Origin of the sequence: Streptomyces sp. NPDC014727, from assembly GCF_043083485.1 — a bacterium.
In the GTDB taxonomy this organism is placed as follows: domain Bacteria; phylum Actinomycetota; class Actinomycetes; order Streptomycetales; family Streptomycetaceae; genus Streptomyces.
The window spans coordinates 174,154-193,961 of record NZ_JBIBYR010000011.1 but is presented as its reverse complement, the minus strand read 5'-3'; the positions used below and the strand labels follow the sequence as shown (position 1 = coordinate 193,961).

The 19,808-nt window shown below is 69.5% G+C and carries 14 protein-coding genes; 6 read left to right on the top strand and 8 right to left on the bottom strand.

Annotated features, from left to right (window positions below):
• Nucleotides 1-6 precede the first annotated feature (6 nt).
• The 3 genes from ACF1B9_RS19510 to metH form a co-directional block, all read right to left on the bottom strand.
• Entirely contained in the window at nt 7-1,617 is a 1,611-nt protein-coding gene (locus ACF1B9_RS19510; protein WP_391740309.1) for an ABC transporter substrate-binding protein, read from the bottom strand.
• A 363-nt stretch (nt 1,618-1,980) separates the two neighbouring features.
• The gene (locus ACF1B9_RS19505) at nt 1,981-2,682 is read right to left on the bottom strand and encodes an HAD family phosphatase (RefSeq protein WP_351086584.1); all 702 of its coding nucleotides are present in this window, start codon (nt 2,680-2,682) and stop codon (nt 1,981-1,983) included.
• 120 nt (nt 2,683-2,802) lie between these two features.
• Nucleotides 2,803-6,315 (bottom strand): methionine synthase, encoded by a 3,513-nt coding sequence (gene metH, locus ACF1B9_RS19500; protein WP_391740310.1) that lies wholly within the window; start codon nt 6,313-6,315, stop codon nt 2,803-2,805.
• 239 nt (nt 6,316-6,554) lie between these two features.
• Between metH and ACF1B9_RS19495 the strand changes: the two genes are divergently transcribed.
• The 5 genes from ACF1B9_RS19495 (at nt 6,555) to ACF1B9_RS19475 (ending at nt 12,443) form a co-directional block, all read left to right on the top strand.
• Nucleotides 6,555-7,319 carry an IclR family transcriptional regulator gene (locus tag ACF1B9_RS19495; protein WP_391740311.1) on the top strand — a complete coding sequence of 255 codons (765 nt, stop codon included), beginning with the start codon at nt 6,555-6,557 and terminating at the stop codon, nt 7,317-7,319.
• A gap of 237 nt (nt 7,320-7,556) precedes the next feature.
• Nucleotides 7,557-8,348 (top strand): MIP/aquaporin family protein, encoded by a 792-nt coding sequence (locus tag ACF1B9_RS19490; protein WP_376221915.1) that lies wholly within the window; start codon nt 7,557-7,559, stop codon nt 8,346-8,348.
• Between the two features lie 56 nt (nt 8,349-8,404).
• On the top strand, nt 8,405-9,931 hold the full coding sequence (gene glpK, locus ACF1B9_RS19485) for a glycerol kinase GlpK (RefSeq protein WP_391740312.1): 1,527 nt from the start codon (nt 8,405-8,407) through the stop codon (nt 9,929-9,931).
• Between the two features lie 5 nt (nt 9,932-9,936).
• The gene (locus ACF1B9_RS19480) at nt 9,937-11,547 is read left to right on the top strand and encodes an FAD-dependent oxidoreductase (RefSeq protein WP_391740313.1); all 1,611 of its coding nucleotides are present in this window, start codon (nt 9,937-9,939) and stop codon (nt 11,545-11,547) included.
• 224 nt (nt 11,548-11,771) lie between these two features.
• Nucleotides 11,772-12,443 (top strand): FadR/GntR family transcriptional regulator, encoded by a 672-nt coding sequence (locus ACF1B9_RS19475; RefSeq protein ID WP_351086597.1) that lies wholly within the window; start codon nt 11,772-11,774, stop codon nt 12,441-12,443.
• Nucleotides 12,444-12,553: 110 nt separating this feature from the next.
• Here the strand turns inward: ACF1B9_RS19475 and ACF1B9_RS19470 are convergent, their stop codons facing one another.
• The 5 genes from ACF1B9_RS19470 to ACF1B9_RS19450 all read right to left on the bottom strand — a co-directional run bounded on the left by ACF1B9_RS19470 (nt 12,554) and on the right by ACF1B9_RS19450 (nt 18,424).
• Nucleotides 12,554-13,606 carry an ABC transporter permease gene (locus ACF1B9_RS19470; RefSeq protein WP_391740314.1) on the bottom strand — a complete coding sequence of 351 codons (1,053 nt, stop codon included), beginning with the start codon at nt 13,604-13,606 and terminating at the stop codon, nt 12,554-12,556.
• Nucleotides 13,603-15,126 carry a sugar ABC transporter ATP-binding protein gene (locus ACF1B9_RS19465; protein WP_391740315.1) on the bottom strand — a complete coding sequence of 508 codons (1,524 nt, stop codon included), beginning with the start codon at nt 15,124-15,126 and terminating at the stop codon, nt 13,603-13,605. Before ACF1B9_RS19465 ends, ACF1B9_RS19470 begins: the two co-directional genes overlap by 4 nt.
• A gap of 2 nt (nt 15,127-15,128) precedes the next feature.
• Nucleotides 15,129-16,169 (bottom strand): sugar ABC transporter substrate-binding protein, encoded by a 1,041-nt coding sequence (locus ACF1B9_RS19460; protein ID WP_391740316.1) that lies wholly within the window; start codon nt 16,167-16,169, stop codon nt 15,129-15,131.
• A 144-nt stretch (nt 16,170-16,313) separates the two neighbouring features.
• Nucleotides 16,314-17,093, bottom strand: a complete 780-nt coding sequence (locus ACF1B9_RS19455) for an SDR family NAD(P)-dependent oxidoreductase (protein WP_391740317.1) — start codon at nt 17,091-17,093, stop codon at nt 16,314-16,316.
• On the bottom strand, nt 17,090-18,424 hold the full coding sequence (locus ACF1B9_RS19450; RefSeq protein ID WP_391740318.1) for an L-fuconate dehydratase: 1,335 nt from the start codon (nt 18,422-18,424) through the stop codon (nt 17,090-17,092). Before ACF1B9_RS19450 ends, ACF1B9_RS19455 begins: the two co-directional genes overlap by 4 nt.
• A 255-nt stretch (nt 18,425-18,679) precedes the next feature.
• Between ACF1B9_RS19450 and ACF1B9_RS19445 the strand changes: the two genes are divergently transcribed.
• A complete protein-coding gene (locus ACF1B9_RS19445; protein WP_391740319.1) occupies nt 18,680-19,759 on the top strand; it encodes a PAC2 family protein in 1,080 nt (359 codons plus the stop codon).
• Nucleotides 19,760-19,808 lie beyond the last annotated feature (49 nt).

Genomic DNA, 19,808 nt, shown 5'->3' with positions numbered 1-19,808 from the left:
CCGTGCTCAGGAGGTTCGGACGGTTCCGTCGCCCAACTCCCAGAGCTGGAGGTCGGCGGAGGAGTTGACCGCCCATTCGACACCGGTGAGGTCTTCGCGCGACGCGACGTACTGCTTGCCCTGCCAGATCGGCAGTACGGGGACATCGTCGGCGACGATCTCCTGGAGCTGCTCGAAGGTCTTGGCCGAGGCGCTGCGGTCGGCCTCGCGGCGCGACTGCGGAATGAGCGTCTTCTGGGCGAGCGTCGACCTGTAGGGCGAGTTGAGGAAGTTGTTCTTGTCGAGGAACGGCGCCATGTAGTTGTCGGGGTCCGGGAAGTCGGGGAACCAGCCCATGCCGTACACGGCGTAGTCGCCGCGCACCTGTGCGGGGCGGTACTTCGCCCAGGGGGAGCTCTGGACGGTGACATCGAACAGGCCGGTGTCGTTGAACTGCTTCTTCAGGGTTTCGAACTCGGCGGCGTCGCCGGCGCCGGCACGGTCGGACGGGTAGTGGAGAGTGAGCTTCACAGGGGTGTCGATGCCTGCGGTCTCCAGGATCGCCGCGGCCTTCGTGGTGCTGGGTTCGCTGTACTTGTTGTAGAACGAGTTGGCGTGCCCGGTGATGCCGGACGGGATCAGCGAGTACAACGGCTCGGCCGTGGCGCCGTACACCTTGCTCGCGATCTCTCCGCGGTCGACGACCTGGGCCATGGCCTGGCGGACGGCCTTGTTCTTCACGGCCGGGTCGTCGGTGTTGAAGCCCAGGAAATGGATGGCGAGTCCGGGTATCTCGGTGAGCTTGATGCCGTCCTCGGGCTTTTCGAGCAGCTGCTGGGACTGCTCGGGCGACATGGTGCGGGTCATCATGTCGAGCTTCTTGTCGTCGAAGGCCTTGCCCATGGCCGTCGAATCGGGGAAGACATCCAGCTCGACCTTCTCGTTGCGCACCTTCAGATCCCCCTTGTAGTGGGGGTTCCTGGTGAAGAGCACCTTGACGACCTGGTTGTGCTCGACTACCGGCTTCATGGCGTAGGGACCGGATCCGTCCACCTGGAATCCGGTACGCGCGGACTTCGCCGCGTACTTGTTCCGCGGCACGATCCCGGCGACCGGAGTGGCGAGCTTGTACGGGAACGTGGCGTCCGGGGTGCGGAGATGGAAGACGACCTCCCGCTCGCCCTGCGTCTCGACCGTGTCGATGTTGGCGAGCAGGGCGACGGGCCCGTTGGGAGCGTTGATGCGGATGACGCGGTCGATGGAGTACTTCACGTCATCGGCGGTGACGGCTTTGCCGTCGGCGAACTTCAGACCGCTGCGCAGCTTGCAGCGGTAGCTCTCGTTCTGCGTGTCCGTGAAGGTGCAGGTCTGCGCCGCCTCGGGGACCGGCTCCCCGCCGCCGCGCGGCACGTGCATCAGGGTCTGCACGGTCTGCCGGAGCACGTTCCACACCCCCGCCTCGTAGCCGATGGCGGGGTCGAGCGGCGCGGGGGTGTCCTTGGAAGCGACGAACTGGTCCGTGGTGCCGACAACGATGGCGGCCCTGCCATCGTCCCCGTCGCCCGACGCGCCGCAGGCGGCGAGTACGGGCGCGAGCAGGCCGACGACGGCCGGCAGCACCAGAGTCTTGCGGTTCATCTTGGACGCTCTCCCTCATCCCGGCATTGAGAAAGCGAGATTAGTGCGCGCCGTCGGCAATGCCGGACCAGAGCTGGCCGGATGTGTAATCGGACGGTGATGGGAATAACGGCGAGCCGTTTTCCCCCACCGGGACCGTTTCACACAGGTCCCCACCAACCGGGACACTTCGACACCACGAAACGGACACCCGGGCGGATCTTGAAAAGCCTTCGGCTGCGATTCGGGTGACAAAGCTCACGCCCGAGTCCCCTTTTCACCCCTGCCGCGCGCCCGGCTCACGCACTGACGTACGACAGAAAGCGCACCATTCGACGCCGAGAGCTTTTCGGTTCATTCACAGAAATACTCTCGGTGCGCGGATCACTGCATTCCCGTTACCAGGCCCCGGAGAAATGCGAGATCGACTTCTTCCAGCGACCGTACGACGACCCGGCCGGACGCGGGGGCGATCGGTGCGACGGACGGGACGGCGACCACCCGGCAGCCCGCGGCCTCCGCGGCCGCGACGCCGGTGGCCGTGTCCTCGATGACCGCACAGCGCTCGGGCTCCGCCCCGAAGCCGGACGCGGCGGTGAGGTAGGGCTCCGGGTGCGGCTTGGTACGGGAGACCTCGTCGCCGGCGACGGTGAGGGAGAAGTGGTGGTGTCCCACCGAGTCCAGCACGCGGTCGATGATCCGCCGGTGCGAGGCGGAGACCAGGGCGGTGGGGATCTCGTGCCGGGCCAGTTCGGCCAGGAGCCGTGCCGCGCCCGGCATCAGCGGCACACCGCGGCCGATGCGCTCCTCGAAGCGGTCGTTGAGCAGCACGGTGAGTTCGGCGAGGGTGATGTCCGCACCGGTGACGTCCATGAGGTAGCCGGCACTGCGGGTCATCGGCCCGCCGACCACCACGTCCCGCCAGGCCTCGTCGAGCTGGTGCCCGAGCTCGGCGAAGACCTCCACCTCGGCGTCCCACCAGAAGCCCTCGGTATCGACGAGGGTGCCGTCCATGTCGAGCAGGACGGCCTGCAGCGCGGCGCCTTCGGCCGTGCGGGTCATGGACGCGGGAACCGTGCTGGTCATCCGGCACACCTTCCGTAAGGGACGAGAAGGCCGGCCGTCTTTTCCCGTGGGAAGGACGACCGGCCTGCACTGGACCGACAAGTGTACGACTTGACCTGCTACGGCGCGTTGAACGCGGTCTTACCGCGCGTTGAAGTACTTCGCCTCGGGGTGGTGGATGACGATCGCGTCGGTGGACTGCTCCGGGTGGAGCTGGAACTCCTCCGAGAGACGCACCCCGATCCGCTCGGGTCCGAGCAGCTCGGCGATCTTCGCCCGGTCCTCCAGCTCGGGGCAGGCACCGTAGCCGAGGGAGAAGCGCGCGCCGCGGTACTTCAGCGCGAACATGTCCTCGACATCGGCCGGGTCCTCGCCGCCGAAGCCCAGCTCGGAGCGGACCCGGGCGTGCCAGTACTCGGCCAGCGCCTCGGCCAGCTGTACGGACAGACCGTGCAGCTCCAGGTAGTCGCGGTAGGAGTTGGCCTCGAAGAGCTTGGCGGTCTCGCCGCCGATCTTCGAGCCGACGGTGACGACCTGGAGGCCGACCACATCCGTCTCCCCGGACTCCTCGGGGCGGAAGAAGTCCGCCAGGCAGAGGCGTCGTCCGCGGCGCTGGCGCGGGAAGGTGAAGCGGGTGCGCTCGGAGCCGTCCTCGTGGAGCAGGATCAGATCGTCGCCCTTGGACACGCAGGGGAAGTAGCCGTACACGACGGCGGCTTCCAGGAGGTTCTCGGTGTGGAGCTTGTCGAGCCAGCCGCGCAGGTGCGGGCGGCCCTCGGTCTCGACCAGTTCCTCGTACGTCGGTCCGTCACCGGCGCGGGCCTGCTTGAGGCCCCACTGGCCCTTGAAGAGCGCGCCCTCGTCCAGCCAGGACGCGTACTCCTTGAGCTGGATGCCCTTGACGACCCGGGTGCCCCAGAACGGGGGCTCGGGGACCGGGTTGTCGACGGCGACGTCGGAGCGGACGCCCTCCTCGGGCTCCTCCACCTCCAGCACCGCCGTGTCGCGCTTGGGTACGCGGCGCTGCTTGAGTTCGGGCAGGGTGGCGCCCGGGACACCGCGCTTGACCGCGACCAGGGCGTCCATCAGACGCAGCCCCTCGAACGCGTCGCGGGCGTAGCGGACCTCGCCCTCGTAGATCTCGTGGAGGTCCTGCTCGACGTAGGCGCGGGTGAGTGCGGCGCCGCCGAGGATCACCGGGTATTCGGCGGCCAGCTTGCGCTGGTTCAGCTCCTCCAGGTTCTCCTTCATGATCACGGTGGACTTCACCAGGAGACCGGACATGCCGATGACGTCGGCACGGTGCTCCTGGGCGGCGTCCAGGATCGCGGAGACGGGCTGCTTGATGCCGAGATTGACCACGTTGAAGCCGTTGTTGGACAGGATGATGTCGACGAGGTTCTTGCCGATGTCGTGGACGTCGCCACGGACCGTGGCCAGCACGATCGTGCCCTTGCCCTCGGCGTCGGACTTCTCCATGTGGGGCTCCAGATAGGCCACCGCGGTCTTCATGACCTCGGCGGACTGGAGCACGAACGGCAGCTGCATCTGACCGGAGCCGAAGAGTTCACCGACGACCTTCATGCCCTCCAGGAGGGTGTCGTTGACGATGTCGAGGGCGGGGCGGGTCCGCAGGGCCTCGTCGAGGTCGGTCTCCAGGCCGTTCTTCTCGCCGTCGATGATGCGGCGCTGGAGGCGCTCGTCGAGCGGCAGGGAGAGGAGTTCCTCGGCCTTGCCGGCCTTCATCGACTGCGTGCTGACGCCCTCGAACAGCTCCATCAGCCTCTGCAGGGGGTCGTAGCCCTCGGCGCGGCGGTCGTGGATGAGGTCGAGCGCGACCTTCACCTGCTCCTCGTCGAGGCGCGCGATCGGCAGGATCTTGGAGGCGTGCACGATCGCGGAGTCGAGGCCGGCCTTGACGCACTCGTCGAGGAAGACGGAGTTCAGGACGACCCGGGCGGCCGGGTTGAGGCCGAAGGAGATGTTGGACAGTCCGAGCGTGGTCTGGACGTCGGGGTGGCGCTTCTTCAGCTCGCGGATGGCCCCGATGGTGGCCATGCCGTCGCCCCGGGACTCCTCCTGGCCGGTGCAGATCGTGAAGGTCAGGGTGTCGATGAGGATGTCCGACTCGTGAATGCCCCAGTTGCTCGTCAGGTCCTCGATCAGCCGCTCGGCGACGGCGACCTTGTGCTCGACGGTACGGGCCTGGCCCTCCTCGTCGATGGTCAGGGCGATCAGCGCGGCGCCGTGCTCGACGGCCAGTGCGGTGACCTTGGCGAACCGCGACTCGGGGCCGTCTCCGTCCTCGTAGTTGACGGAGTTGAGGACGGCCCGGCCGCCGAGCTTCTCCAGGCCGGCGCGGAGGACCGGCAACTCGGTGGAGTCCAGCACGATCGGCAGGGTGGAGGCGGTGGCGAAACGTCCGGCCAGCTCCTCCATGTCGGTGACGCCGTCCCGGCCGACGTAGTCGACGCAGAGGTCGAGCATGTGCGCGCCCTCGCGGATCTGGTCGCGCGCCATCTCCACGCAGTCGTCCCAGCGGGCCTCCAGCATCGCCTCGCGGAACTTCTTCGATCCGTTGGCGTTCGTACGCTCGCCGATCGCCAGGTAGGAGGTGTCCTGGCGGAACGGGACGGTCTGGTACAGGGAGGCGGCGCCCGGCTCGGGACGGGGCGCGCGTGAGGTGAGCGCGGAGCCGCGGACACGCTCGACGAGCTGCCGCAGGTGCTCGGGGGTCGTACCGCAGCAGCCGCCGACCAGCGAGAGGCCGTACTCCTGGACGAACGTCTCCTGGGCGTCGGCGAGCCCCTCGGGACCGAGCGGGAAGTGCGCCCCGTCCTTGGTGAGCACCGGCAGCCCGGCATTCGGCATGCAGAGCAGCGGGATACGGGAGTGGCGCGTGAGGTAGCGCAGGTGCTCGCTCATCTCGGCGGGGCCGGTCGAGCAGTTCAGACCGATCATGTCGACGCCGAGCGGTTCCAGCGCGGTCAGCGCGGCCCCGATCTCGGAGCCGAGCAGCATGGTTCCGGTGGTCTCGAACGCCAGCGAACACAGCACCAGGAGGTCGCTGCCCATCGCCTCCAGGGCGCGCCGCGCGCCCAGTACGGCGGCCTTGGTCTGCAGCAGGTCCTGCGTCGTCTCGATGATGAGCGCGTCCGCGCCGCCGGCGATCAGTCCCTCGGCGTTCTGCTGGAAGCCGTCCCGCAGCACGGTGTAGGGGGCGTGCCCCAGCGTGGGCAGCTTCGTTCCCGGGCCCATGGAGCCGAGCACCCAGCGCTGTTGCCCGGTCGACGCGGTGAACGCGTCCGCCACTTCGCGGGCGATGCGCGCGCCCGACTCGGAGAGCTCGTGGATCCGCTCGGGAATGTCGTACTCGCCCAGGGCGGAGGCGTTGGCCCCGAAGGTGTTCGTCTCGACGCAGTCCACGCCGACGGCGAAGTACTCCTCGTGCACGGAGCGCACGATGTCCGGGCGGGTGACGTTCAGGATCTCGTTGCAGCCTTCGAGGTTCTGGAAGTCCTCAAGGGTCGGGTCCTGTGCCTGGAGCATGGTGCCCATGGCACCGTCGGCCACCACCACCCGGGTGGCGAGTGCCTCACGGAGGGCTTCGGCTCGGTTCCGGCTGTCGGCGGAAGGGGTCGGCAACGAGGCCATGGATTTACTCCCTGGGATGCGACGGCTGTCGGCTTTGCGGCTTCGGTGGAAGGCGCACCAGGCCAGCCTAGCCGGGCGGCACCCGGGGCCGTCACTCCGTCCCACGGAACGGACGGCATGCTGTGCGGGGGGATGTCCGAATCGAGTGGTGCCCGCGGTTTTCCTGTGTGATCGAGCATGGGTCGGCATCGACCGATAGTGTTCAGCATTGTCGAACCGAGGTGGAGGAGTACGGCGCGATGGCCAAGAACATCCAGTCGCTGGAACGGGCGGCGGCGATGCTGCGCCTGCTGGCAGGTGGCGAGCGTCGGCTGGGACTGTCCGACATCGCCTCCTCACTGGGCCTGGCCAAGGGCACCGCACACGGCATCCTGCGCACGCTCCAGCACGAGGGCTTCGTCGAGCAGGACACGGCGTCCGGCCGTTACCAGCTGGGCGCCGAGCTGCTGCGCCTGGGCAACAGCTACCTGGACGTCCACGAGCTGCGGGCCCGCGCGCTCGTCTGGACGGACGACCTGGCCCGCTCCAGCGGCGAGAGCGCGCACCTCGGAGTCCTGCACCAGCAGGGCGTGCTCATCGTCCACCACGTCTTCCGGCCCGACGACAGCCGGCAGGTCCTGGAGGTCGGGGCCATGCAGCCACTGCACTCCACGGCCCTGGGGAAGGTGCTCGCGGCGTACGACCCGGTGGCGCACACCGAGGCCCTGGAGGCCGAGCGGCAGCCCTTCACCCCGCACACCGTCACCGGCGCGGAGGAGTTCGAGGCGATGCTCGACCTGATCCGGGCGCGCGGCTGGGCCGCCGACGTGGAGGAGACCTGGGAGGGCGTGGCCGCGGTGGCCGCCCCGATCCACGACCGGCGCCGGATGCCGGTCGGCGCCGTTGCCGTGACCGGGGCGGTGGAGCGGGTCTGCGCGGACGGGAAGCTGCGCCCCGAGCTGATCGCCGCGGTGCGCGACTGCGCCCGCGCCGTCTCCAGGGACCTGGGCGCCCGGCCCTTCTGACCGCCGCGGCCGACGGTAGCGATCGAGTTAATCGAGTTATAGGCCACACAACCCTTGACGCCTGATTCACCTGGGAGAAACACTGCCGTTCATCGGTCGGCATTGTCGAACAGCTAACGGAAATTCGCGTTAGGGTGTGACAGCGCCAAGGGCCGGAAAACGCCCTCACGTGAGGGCGCGGACCACCGGAGGGACCCGGGGTTCGGCTTCCCTGGACGAAGGACAAAGGAGTCGCGGGTGTCCAGCTCCGACATCTTCATCGGCGAGACCATAGGTACCGCCGTACTCATCCTGCTCGGCGGTGGTGTCTGTGCCGCCGTCACTCTCAAGCGCTCCAAGGCGCAGAACGCCGGCTGGCTCGCCATCACCTTCGGGTGGGGTTTCGCCGTGCTGACCGGCGCGTATCTGGCCGGTGGGGTTTCCGGCGCGCATCTCAACCCGGCGGTCACGATCGGTCTCGCGATCGAGGGCGGCACCAAGTGGAGCGACGTACCGCTGTACCTCGGCTCCCAGCTGCTCGGCGCGATGATCGGCGCGGTGCTGGTCTGGCTGACGTACTACGGGCAGTTCCGGGCGCATCTCACGGATCCGGAGATCACGGGCGCCCAGCCGGGTGAAGAGGCCATGGTCGACCAGGCCTCCGCCCCGAAGGCGGGCCCGGTCCTGGGCGTCTTCTCCACCGGTCCCGAGATCCGCAACGCCGTGCAGAACCTCGCCACCGAGGTCATCGCCACCGTCGTGCTCGTCCTGGCGATCCTCACCCAGGGCCTCAACAACGACGGGAACGGCCTCGGCACGCTCGGCGCCATGGTCACCGCTCTCGTCGTCGTCGGTATCGGTCTCTCGCTCGGCGGCCCGACCGGTTACGCGATCAACCCGGTTCGCGACCTCGGTCCGCGTATCGTGCACGCGCTGCTGCCGCTGCCGAACAAGGGCGGTTCCGACTGGGGCTATGCCTGGATCCCGGTCGCCGGACCGCTCATCGGCGGCGCGATCGCGGGCGGGCTCTACAACGTCGCCTTCGCCTGAGCAGTGACGCACAGAGCCGTGACCCTCCAGACCACACAGACTTCCGGGAGCACACCGTGACCGACGCACACACCACCGGCCCGTTCATCGCGGCCATCGACCAGGGCACCACCTCCAGCCGCTGCATCGTCTTCGACAAGGACGGCCGGATCGTCTCCGTCGACCAGAAGGAGCACGAACAGATCTTCCCCAAGCCGGGCTGGGTCGAACACAACGCGACCGAGATCTGGGAGAACGTCCAGGAGGTCGTCGCCGGCGCCGTCGTCAAGGCGGGCATCACCGCCGCCGACGTGAAGGCGATCGGCATCACCAACCAGCGCGAGACCACGCTGCTCTGGGACAAGAACACCGGTGAGCCCGTCCACAACGCCCTGGTCTGGCAGGACACCCGCACCGACGCGCTCTGCAAGGAGCTCGGCCGCAACGTGGGCCAGGACCGCTTCCGCCGCGAGACCGGTCTGCCGCTCGCCTCGTACTTCGCGGGCCCCAAGGTCCGCTGGCTGCTGGACAACGTCGAGGGCCTGCGCGAGCGCGCCGAGCGCGGCGACATCCTCTTCGGCACCATGGACTCCTGGGTCATCTGGAACCTGACCGGCGGCACCGACGGCGGCGTCCATGTCACCGATGTCACCAACGCCTCGCGCACCCTTCTGATGAACCTGCACTCGATGGCCTGGGACGAGAAGATCCTCGCGTCCATGGAGATCCCGGCGGCCGTGCTGCCCGAGATCCGCTCCTCCGCCGAGGTGTACGGCACCGCCAAGGGCGGCGTCCTGGCCGGTGTCCCGGTCGCCTCCGCGCTCGGCGACCAGCAGGCGGCCCTCTTCGGCCAGACCTGCTTCTCCGAGGGCGAGGCCAAGTCCACGTACGGCACCGGCACCTTCATGCTCATGAACACCGGCGAGACGCCCGTCAACTCGTACAACGGACTGCTGACGACCGTCGGGTACCGGATCGGCGACCAGAAGCCGGTCTACGCGCTGGAAGGCTCCATCGCCGTCACCGGCTCGCTGGTGCAGTGGATGCGCGACCAGATGGGTCTGATCAAGTCCGCGGCCGAGATCGAGACGCTGGCCTCCTCGGTCGAGGACAACGGGGGCGCGTACTTCGTGCCCGCGTTCTCCGGTCTGTTCGCCCCCTACTGGCGCTCCGACGCCCGCGGCGTCATCGCCGGTCTGACCAGGTACGTCACCAAGGCGCACATCGCCCGTGCCGTCCTGGAGGCCACGGCCTGGCAGACCCGTGAGATCACCGACGCCATGACGAAGGACTCCGGTGTCGAGCTCGCCGCCCTCAAGGTCGACGGCGGCATGACCTCCAACAACTTGCTGATGCAGACGCTCGCCGACTTCCTGGACGCACCCGTGGTGCGGCCCATGGTCGCCGAGACGACCTGCCTCGGCGCCGCCTACGCCGCCGGTCTGGCCGTCGGCTTCTGGCCGGACACCGACGCGCTGCGCGCCAACTGGCGCCGGGCCGCCGAGTGGACACCCCGCATGGCCGCGGACACCCGCGACCGCGAGTACAAGAGCTGGCTCAAGGCCGTGGAACGGACCATGGGCTGGCTCGAAGACGAGGAGTAATCACCATGACCACCCTGCAGAGCGTCCCGGCACTCGGGACACACCCGGCCTCCGGCTCCCTTCCGAGCCGCGCCGAGACGCGGGAGCAGCTGTCCAAGGCGGCGTACGACCTCCTGGTGATCGGTGGCGGCATCCTGGGCATCTCCACCGCCTGGCACGCCGCGCAGTCCGGGCTGCGGGTGGCCCTGGTGGACGCCGGCGACTTCGCCGGCGCCACTTCCTCCGCCTCCTCCAAGCTGCTCCACGGCGGTCTGCGCTACCTGCAGACCGGTGCGGTGAAGCTGGTCGCGGAGAACCACTTCGAGCGCCGTGCGGTGTCCCGTCAGGTGGCGCCCCACCTGGCCAACCCGCTCACCTTCTACCTGCCGGTCTACAAGGGGGGACCGCACGGCGCGGCCAAGCTCGGTGCGGGTGTGTTCGCGTACTCGGCGCTCTCCGCGTTCGGTGACGGGGTCGGGCACGTGATCAGCCCGGCGAAGGCGCAGCGTGATGTGCCGGAGCTGCGCACGGACAATCTGAAGGCCGTCGCGGTGTACGGCGACGACCAGATGAACGATGCCCGGATGGCGCTGATGACGGTCCGTGCGGCCGTCGACGCGGGCGCGGTCGTCCTCAACCACGCGGCGGTGACCGGGCTGCGCTTCACCAAGGGCCGGGTGACGGGCGCCGACCTGGAGGACCGCACGGACGGCACGGAGTTCGGCGTCGACGCCCGGCTCGTGCTGAACGCCACCGGTCCGTGGGTGGATCACCTGCGCGCGATGGAGGACCCGAACGCGGCGCCCTCGATCCGTCTGTCCAAGGGCGCGCACCTGGTGCTGAAGCGCACCAGCCCGTGGAAGGCCGCGCTGGCCACCCCGATCGACAAGTACCGCATCACGTTCGCCCTGCCCTGGGAGGACATGCTGCTGCTCGGCACGACGGACGAGGAGTACGAAGGCGATCCGGCGGATGTCGCGGTCACCGAGAAGGACACCGCGCAGATCCTGGACGAGGCCGCCTTCTCCGTCAGGGACCAGCAACTGTCGCGCGATCTGATCACCTATTCCTTCGCGGGCCTGCGGGTGCTGCCGGGCGGTCCCGGCGACACGTCCAAGGCCAAGCGCGAGACAGTCGTGACGGAGGGGCGCGGCGGCATGCTTTCGGTCGCGGGCGGCAAGTGGACGACCTTCCGCCACATCGGCCGTACGGTGATGAACAAGCTGGCCGCGCTCCCCGGGCACCCCCTGGCGGACGACATGGAGCCGATGTCGCACCTGCCCAAGAAGCTCCCGCTGCCCGGCATCGCCAACCCGAACGCGGTGGCGCACCGGCTGCTGATCGACGGCGGTACGCCGGGCCCGCGGATGGCTGCCGACACGGCGCGACACCTCGCCACGCACTACGGCTCGCTCTCCTTCGACATCGCACGGCTGGCGAACGAGAACCCGGCGCTGGCGGAACGCATCCACCCGGACGCGCCGGAGATCTGGGCGCAGGTCGCCTACGCGCGTGACCACGAGTGGGCCGAGACGGCGGACGACGTGCTGCGCCGCCGGACGACGCTGACGATCCGGGGCCTGGCGACGGACGAGATCCGGGCCGGTGTCGAGGTCGTGCTCGGCGACCGGGACTGACGGGGCCGTACGCATCGGGCGGGGCGGTTCCCGGATGGGGCCGCCCCGTCCGTATGTCCGCCTGCCGGGGAGGCCTCGGGCCGGTGGGCGAGCCGTACGGACTCCGTGCGCGTGCGATCCCCCGGGACGACCTGCGGCAGACCTGGTTCATCAGTCTCTTCCGACCCCCATAATGAAGGGAGACATCGGATGTCTGATTCCAGTCCGGATCCAGGAGGACCGTCATGGCTGTCACCGACGAGGCGATCGAGAAGATCAAGGGAATGATCGTCTCGGGTGCGCTACGACCCGGCGACCGACTCCCCAAGGAGAGCGAACTCGCGGCGGAGCTGGGGCTTTCCCGCAACTCCCTGAGGGAGGCGGTGCGCGCCCTGTCGCTGATCCGCATTCTCGATGTGCGGCAGGGCGACGGCACGTATGTGACCAGCCTCGATCCGCAGCTGCTGCTGGAGGCGCTGAGCTTCGTGGTGGACTTCCACCGCGACGACACGGTGCTCGAATTCCTCGCGGTCCGCCGGATCCTGGAACCGGCCGCGACGGCGATGGCGGCAACCCGGATCAGCGAGGCCCAACTGGACGTGCTCAGCTCCCAGTTGGACGCCCTCGGTGCACAGCCATCGGTGGAGGAGCTGGTCGCCAGCGATCTGGAGTTCCACCGCGGCATCGTGCAGTCGTCCGGGAATTCGGTGCTCTGCTCGCTGCTCGACGGGCTCTCGGGGCCGACGACGCGGGCGCGGATCTGGCGCGGTCTGACGCAGGAGGACGCGGTGACCCGCACGCTCCACGAGCACCGGGCGATCGTCTCGGCGCTGCGGGACCGGGACGCGGAGGCGGCACGGGCCTGGGCGACGGTGCATGTGGCGAGCGTGGAGCAGTGGCTGCGGTCGACGCTGTAGCGCGGTCGCGGGGAAGGGGCGGAAGGGGTGTTCCCCGCCCGCCCCTTCCCCGTTGCCGGGCTCCGCCCCGGACCGCGCGTCTCGCACGCCGGCGGCGGAACCCGACCCGTTCAGTCCTGCTTCTCTCCGCTCGCGAAGCGGGAGATGACCAGGGCGACGATGATGATCGCGCCGTTGAGGAACTGGTTCCAGAGCGCCGGGACACCGCCGAGGGTCATCACATTGACCACCAGCTGAAGCGTCAGTACACCGGTCAGCGCGCCGAACAGGGTGCCGCGACCGCCCTTGAGACTGATGCCGCCGATCACCGCCGCGGCGAACACCTGGAAGATCCAGCCGTTGCCCTGGGTCGCGGCGACCGATCCGTAGTGGCCGGTGTAGAGGATGCCCGCGAAGGCCGCCAGCAGACCGCCGATGGCGAGCACGATCCAGGTGACCCGGTCCACCCGGATGCCCGCCGCGCGCGCGGCCTCCGGATTGCCGCCGATGGCGTACAGCGAGCGGCCGTGCCGCAGCCAGGCCAGCGCGGCGCCGCCGACGGCGAACAGGGCGAGGCAGATCCAGACGGCGGCCGGTGCGCCGAGCCACTCGCTCTTGCCGAGGTAGCGGAAGGACTCCGGCACGTCGGTGATGGACTTGCCCTCGGTGATGCCGATGTGGAGGCCGCGCAGCATGGTGAGCATGCCGAGCGTGGCGATGAAGCCGTTGACCCGCAGCTTCAGCATCAGGAAGCCGTTGACCGCCCCGATGGCGAGGCCCACCAGCAGACAGAGCGGGATCGCCGACCAGGTGGGCAGCAGGCCCAGGCCCGCGAAGCGGCCGCCCTCGGCGGGCAGGACCAGCCACATCGCGACGACCGGTGCGATGCCGATCGTCGACTCCAGCGACAGGTCCATCCGTCCGCAGATCAGGATCAGTGCCTGGCCCAGGACGAGCAGGCTGAGCTCCGAGGACTGCTGGACGACGCTGATCAGGTTCTCGGAGGTCAGGAACACCGGCGAGACGATGAACCCGATCACCATCAGCACCAGGATCACCGGTACCAGGGAGAAGTCGCTCCACCGGATCAGCTTCAGCCGGTCCAGCGGGCTCTCGCCCGTCAGGGAGCCCTTCGGCCCTCCGTCGATGTCGTCGGCCGCCGGGGGCCGTACCGTGCCGGTCATTCCCTTTCCCCCACACCTTCCATGGCGGCGACGAGTTCCCCGTCGGTCCACCCGCTTGCGAACGTGGCGACCACGCGCCCGTGGAACAGGGCGAGCACCCGGTCACAGACCCGCAGATCGTCCAGTTCGTCCGAGACGATCACTGCGGCGTCGCCCTCGTCGGCCACCCGCCGTACGACCCCGAGCAGCGAGTCCTTGGACTTGATGTCCACACCCGCGGTGGGGCGGACCGCCACCAGCACGCTGGGCCTGCGGGCCAGCGCGCGGGCGACCACCACCTTCTGCTGGTTGCCGCCGGAGAGCCCGGAGACGGGCTGCTCGGGCCCCTGTGTCTTGATGTCCAGCGAGGCGATCATCGACCGTGCGAACTCCCTCGTGCGGGAGGGCAGTACGGTCCCCCAGGGGCCGAGCTGGTCGGTGACCGTGAGGGTGGCGTTCTCGGCGACGCTGCGGTCCAGTACGAGGCCCTGGTCGTGCCGGTCCTCGGGGATGTAGCCGATCCCGGCGTCCAGCGCGTGCGGCACGCTGCCCGAGCGCACGGCCCTGCCGTGCACCCGGACCGTACCGCCGCCCGCCTTGCGCATGCCTGCCAGCACCTCGCCCAGGGCCGTGTTGCCGCTGGCCGCGGAGCCGGCCAGGCCGAGCACCTCACCGGGACGGACCTCCAGGTCCAGTGGCTCGAACTGGCCCTCCAGGGTGAGCCCTTCGGTACGCAGGACGGGGGCGGCCGACTCGTCCCGTACCACCGCGCCGTCGGCGCGCGCGTGCCAGGCGGAGGCGTCGGCGGACTGCTCGCCGGTCATCGCCGCCACCAGTTCCGCCTTGGCGATGTCGGCGACCGGGGCGGTCAGCACATGGCGGGCGTCACGGTAGACGGTGACCGCGGTGCACAGTTCGTACACCTCCTGCAGATGGTGGGAGATGAAGAGGAACGCCACTCCCTGACTCTGCAGCTCCCTGAGCTTGTCGAAGAGCCGCCCGATGCCGCGGGCATCGAGCTGGGCGGTCGGCTCGTCCAGGATGATCAGCCGGGCGCCGAAGGACAGCGCCCGCGCGATCTCGACGAACTGCCGCTGCTCCACGGCGAGATCGCGCGCCCGGGTGCCGGGGTCGACCTGGACGCCGTAGTCGGCCAGGAGCCGCTCCGCACGCCTGCGGAGCCTCCCCCAGCTGATCCAGCGGGAGTTGTCGTCGAACCGGTTGAGGAAGAGGTTCTCGGCGACGGTCAGATCGGGGACGACCATGGACTTCTGGTAGACGCAGGCGACCTTCGACTGCCAGGCCGTGGTGTCCCCGAAGGCGGGCGCGGGCTCCCCGCCGAACGTGACCGTGCCCGCGTCCGCCTTGTGGAGCCCGGTCAGGACGCCGACCAGCGTCGACTTGCCCGCGCCGTTGCGGCCGACGAGGGCGTGGGACTCACCGGGCCGCACGGTGAGCCGCACCCCGTCGAGCGCCACGGTGGGCCCGAAGCGTTTGACAACGTCTTTTGCCTGTACGGCGGGTGGTGGTGCCTGGTCCATGGCTAGCTCTTCTTCTCCAGCTGGTTGGCCCACAGCTTCGGGTCGTCGACGTTGTCCTTGGTCACCAGCGGCGCCGGAAGCTGATCCTCCAGACCGTTCGGGATCTTGATGATGTTCGAGTCGTGGTCGGTCGGGCCCACCTTGAAGGTCTTCCCGTCCAGCGCCGCCTTGGCGTAGTACAGCGCGTACTTCGCGTACAGGTCGGCGGGCTGGGAGATCGTGGCGTCGATCTTCCCGGCCTTGATGGCGTCGAACTCCTCCGGGATGCCGTCGTTGGAGATGATCGTGATGTGGCCCGGCGTACCGGCCGGCTTCAGCAGCTTCTTCTGCTCCAGGAGCGCCAGGGTGGGCTGCAGGAAGACCCCGCCGGCCTGCATGTAGATGCCATTGATGTCGGGGTTGGCGGCCAGGGTGGCCTGGAGCTTGGCGGAGGCGACGTCGCCCTTCCAGTCGGTGGCCAACTCGAAGACCTTGATGCCGGGGAAGTCCTTGTCCATGCAGGCCTTGAACGCCTCGGACCGGTCCCGGCCGTTGATCGAGGACAGGTCGCCCTGGAACTCGACGACCTTGCCCTTGCCCTTCAGCTGCTCGCCGAGGTACTTGCAGGCGTTGGCCCCGTACGCCTTGTTGTCGGCCCGTACCACCATGTAGATGTCGCCCTTGTCGGGGCGTGTGTCGACGCTGACGACCGGGATCTTCTTCTCGTTCAGCGTGTTGAGGGACTCGGCTATCGCGCCGGTGTCCTGGGGCGCCATCACCACGGCCTTGGCGCCCTGGTCGGTGAAGGTCTGGACGTTGGCGACCAGCTTGCCGATGTCGTTCTGCGAGTTGGTCAGCGGCAGCGCCTTGACCTCGCCCGCCTCGACCCCCTTCTCCACGTAGTTCTGGTACGAGTTCCAGAAGTCGCTGTCGCTGCGCGGCAGGTCGATCCCGACCTTTCCGCCGCCCGCGCCGTCGGCGGTGGATTCGCGGTTGCAGCCCGCGAGGGCAGTGACGGCCAGCAGTACGGCGCAGGCTGCCGCACTCGTCGTACGCACTCTCATTGGTGTCCCGTCCTTTGTGGAGTACCGGCTCGGAGCTCTGTGGGCAATGCGGCGGTGCGTGGTGCCGGGGGCGCGGCCCGGTGATGCGGCTCGGGCCCGTCCGGCGGATCAGGGCCGGACAGGCCGGGGACCGCGCGCCCCTGATCAGCTCTGGGCGGGGCGCAGGCGCAGTCCCTGCATGCCGCCGTCGACGGCCAGTGCCGTGCCGGTGACCGAGGCGGCGGCGGGACTGGCGAGATAGACGATCGCGGCGGCCACCTCGTCGGCGGAGACCAGCCGTCCCAGCGGCTGACGGGCGCTCAGCGCCGCGCGCTCGGCGGCCGGGTCGTCGGCCTGGCCCAGCAGCCGCCCGATCCACGGGGTGTCCGCCGTGCCCGGATTGACGCAGTTGACCCGGACGCCCTCGCGGACGTGGTCGGCGGCCATCGCGAGGGTCAGCGAGAGGACCGCGCCCTTGCTCGCGCTGTACAGGGCGCGCTGCGGCAGCCCGGCGGTCGCGGCGATCGAGCAGGTCTGGGTGATCGAGACGGCGCCGGGGCGGTCGATCGCCGCCCTCCGCAGATGGGGCAGGGCGTGCCGGGCGGTGCGGACCATACCGAGGACGTTGATGTCCAGGACCCGGGTCCACTCCTCGTCGGCGTTGTCCTCGACCGTGCCGATGGAACCGATGCCCGCGTTGGACACGAGCGTGTGCAGGCCGCCGAGTTCGGCGGCGGCCCGGTCGACCGCCTCCCGCACGGCGTCGTCGTCGGTGACGTCCGCCGTGACGGCCAGCACGCCCTCGGGGGCGCCCGCGGTCTCTCGATCGAGTACGGCCACCCGCGCGCCACGCGCCAGCAGCATGGTCGCGACGGCGGCGCCGATGCCGGAGGCACCGCCCGTCACCAGGGCGTTCATTCCCTCGAAGTCGCTTGTGCCGGTCATCGGGCAGCCTCCTCGGTGGTGCGGCGGGCCTGCCATACGGGGCCCTGCGGATAGCGGTGTGCGGCGATCGACTCGGGGAGCATCCGGGCGGAGAAGCCCGGGGAACTCGGGGCGGCGTAACGGCCCGACTCGATCACGGTGGGGTCGGCGAAGTGTTCGTGGAGATGGTCGACGTACTCGATCACACGGTTCTCCCAACTTCCTGAGACCGCCACATAGTCGAACATCGAAAGGTGCTGGACCAGCTCGCACAGCCCGACACCGCCCGCGTGCGGGCAGACCGGCACGCCGTACTTCGCGGCGAGCAGCAGGATCGCCAGATTCTCGTTGACGCCGGCGACACGTGCCGCGTCGATCTGGACGAAGTCGACGGCCCCGGCCTGCAGCAGCTGCTTGAACACGACCCGGTTGGCGACGTGTTCGCCGGTGGCGACCTTGACCGGCTGCCCGGCACGGACGGCGGCGTGGCCGAGGACGTCGTCGGGGCTGGTCGGCTCCTCGATCCAGTGCGGCTCGTACGGCGCGAGCGCGGTCATCCACTCCACCGCGTCGGCCACGTCCCAGCGCTGGTTGGCGTCGACCGCGATCCGGACGTCGGGCCCGACGGCCTCGCGGGCCAGGGCGAGCCTGCGGACGTCGTCGCCGAGATCGCCGCCGACCTTCAGCTTGATCTGGGTGAAGCCGTCGGCGACGGCCTCCTTCGCCAGCCTGACCAGCTTCTCGTCGGTGTACCCCAGCCAGCCGGGGGAGGTGGTGTACGCGGGGTAGCCCTCGGCGCGCAGCCGCTCGGCCCGCTCCGCGCGGCCCGGTTCGGCGGCGCGCAGGATCGCGAGGGCCTCATCGGGGGTGAGCGCGTCGGTGAGGTAGCGGAAGTCGACGAGGGAGACGAGTTCCTCGGGCGTCATCTCGGCCAGGAACTGCCATACGGGCCGGCCCGCCTGCTTCGCCGCGAGGTCCCAGGCCGCGTTGACGACCGCGCCGGCCGCCATGTGCATCACGCCCTTCTCGGGGCCGAGCCAGCGCAGTTGGGAGTCGTGGGTGAGCTCGCGGTGCAGCGCCGCGAGGTCGGCCGCGGTGCGCGGCGCCGGACGTCCGACCACATACGGCCGCAGCGCCTCGATGGCGGCGGCCATCACCTCGTTGCCTCGCCCGATGGTGAAGCAGAAGCCATGTCCCTCGAAGACCGCGCCGTCGTGCAGGCGTTCGGTACGCAGTACGACGTAGGCGGCCGAATAGTCGGGATCGGGGTTCATGGCGTCCGAGCCGTCCAGTTGTTCCGAGGTCGGAAAACGGATGTCGTGGACCTCGAAATCCGTGACGGTCTGACTCATGTGCGCCCCCAGGGGAATAACATCGGACCTCTGTTCTGGTCATCCGATGTATAGCGTCATGCGGGCCCCAACGTCCAGGGCTGGTACGAAACTGACCGAACACAGCTCGGATGTATCCAGAGACCATGCCCTGATTCGACCGGTGATGCACCCTCGTGGAGCAGGTTCACCCGGCTGTGCGCAGGGGCTGCGGCGGGAGTGGCCGGAAGCCGTAAGGTTGGTTCGTACGCAAGGGAACTTCGGAAGGAGGCCTGGGTGATCGAGCTCGAGGGGGTTCCCGAGCTGATCGACCCGGTCATGGTGGCCGCGTTCGAGGGATGGAACGACGCGGGTGACGCCGCATCCACGGCGGTCGCGCACCTGGACCGGGAGTGGAAGGGCGAGGTCTTCGCGGCGCTGGACGCCGAGGACTACTACGACTTCCAGGTCAACCGGCCGACGGTCTGGCTGGACGGCGGGGTACGCAAGATCACCTGGCCGACCACCCGCCTCTCCGTGGTCCGTATCGGCGGGGAGACGCCCCGCGATCTCGTCCTGGTCCGCGGTATCGAGCCGTCCATGCGCTGGCGCTCGTTCTGCAACGAGCTCCTGGGCTTCGCCCATGAACTGGGCGTGGAGATGGTGGTGATCCTGGGCGCGCTGCTGGGCGACACCCCGCACACCCGCCCGGTACCGGTCAGCGGGGTGACCTCCGACCCGGATCTGGCGCGGACCATGGACCTGGAGGAGACCAGGTACGAGGGTCCGACGGGCATCGTCGGCATCCTCCAGGAGGCCTGCACGCACGCGGGCGTGCCCGCGGTGAGCCTGTGGGCGGCGGTGCCGCACTATGTGTCGCAGCCGCCCAACCCGAAGGCGACGCTGGCCCTGCTGAACCGCCTGGAGGACCTCATCGGTCTGCGTATCCCGCTGGGCGAACTGCCGGAGGACGCCCGCGCCTGGCAGCTCGGTGTCGACCAACTGGCCGCCGAGGACAGCGAAGTGGCGGAATACGTGCAGACGCTGGAGGAGGCTCGGGACACCGCGGAGCTTCCCGAGGCGAGCGGCGAGGCCATCGCCCGGGAGTTCGAGCGCTATCTGCGCCGCAGGGACGTCGGACCGGGACAGTCGCCCGGCGGGCACGCGACGGAGAGCGGGGACGCCTCGTATCTGCGCGACACCTCCAGCGGTCGCACCCGCCCGCCGAAGCCGGTCCGGCCCGATGCCGACGGCGCCCCCGGTCCCGGATCGCCGCCCACGAGCGGGCCCGGCCGACGGCAAGCGGCCGACAAGGAGAACGAGGACGGCGACGGCGAGGGCCCGCAGGATTCGTCGGAGGACTCCTCGGAGGACTGACGGGACCGGTGGAGCGCCGGGCGGACACACGCCCGGCGCTCCTGTGCGG